Genomic DNA, 636 nt, shown 5'->3' with positions numbered 1-636 from the left:
GGCAGAGGGAATTAACCTGACAATACCGTCTCGGTTGATCATCGCCTTGCGTTCGCTCGGGCTCATCGCTTCAACCCTTGTGACAAAAAATCGTTTTCGACCGCCAGCTTCCCAATCTTGGCGTGCAGCTCTTTCACTTCGGCTTCATTGTCCTCGGCTTTCCTGGCCTTGTCAGAAAATACGCCCGTCAGGCCATCAATCGCCTGCCGTTTCCACGTTGTGACCTGCGTCGGGTGGATCTTGTGCTTCGCCGCGATCTCTTGAGCCGTCTTGTCGCCACGCAGCGCTTCGAGCGCTACCGTAGCTTTGAACTTGTCAGAAAAACTGCGTCTCTTGGTCATTGGTGTATCCTATCGTCAATGTTGGATACATCTTAGCACGCTGTCTGAATTCGCCGGACCACTTCAGTGTCTTGAATCTGGTTGAAATTCTCTGGCGGCGTTCTCCGAGCATGTGGATTTGGGCCTGATCAGGCTGCGAGGTCAAGGCTGATCGGCGCGATGGGCTGAGCCAAGGTTTCCCAACCATCCACTTTCCGCATCTGGATCTGACCCGATGCCATCAGCGCCCAGAGGAGCATCGGCACGGTTTCGGCGGAGGGCAGCACGGTCTGGGTCTTGATGCGGCGGCGGAACT

At 55.8% G+C, this 636-nt stretch carries 1 protein-coding gene and 1 pseudogene; both read right to left on the bottom strand.

What is annotated here, in order from left to right; all coding sequences use genetic code 11:
* Positions 1-62: 62 nt before the first annotated feature.
* Positions 63-341 (bottom strand): transposase, encoded by a 279-nt coding sequence (locus DT23_RS02825; RefSeq protein WP_038128058.1) that lies wholly within the window; start codon positions 339-341, stop codon positions 63-65.
* A gap of 128 nt (positions 342-469) precedes the next feature.
* A pseudogene (locus DT23_RS19295) lies at positions 470-636 on the bottom strand (IS256 family transposase); the annotation flags it as partial.

Origin of the sequence: Thioclava indica (assembly GCF_000714545.1) — a bacterium.
Classification (GTDB): domain Bacteria; phylum Pseudomonadota; class Alphaproteobacteria; order Rhodobacterales; family Rhodobacteraceae; genus Thioclava; species Thioclava indica.
Note: the sequence above shows the minus strand (reverse complement) of the source record. Positions and strands in the feature narration are given on the sequence as shown.

Excerpts from the sequence above, each read along its gene's own strand:
- DT23_RS02825 (WP_038128058.1), bottom strand. The coding sequence starts at position 341 with ATGACCAAGAGACGCAGTTTTTCTGACAAGTTCAAAGCTACGGTAGCG.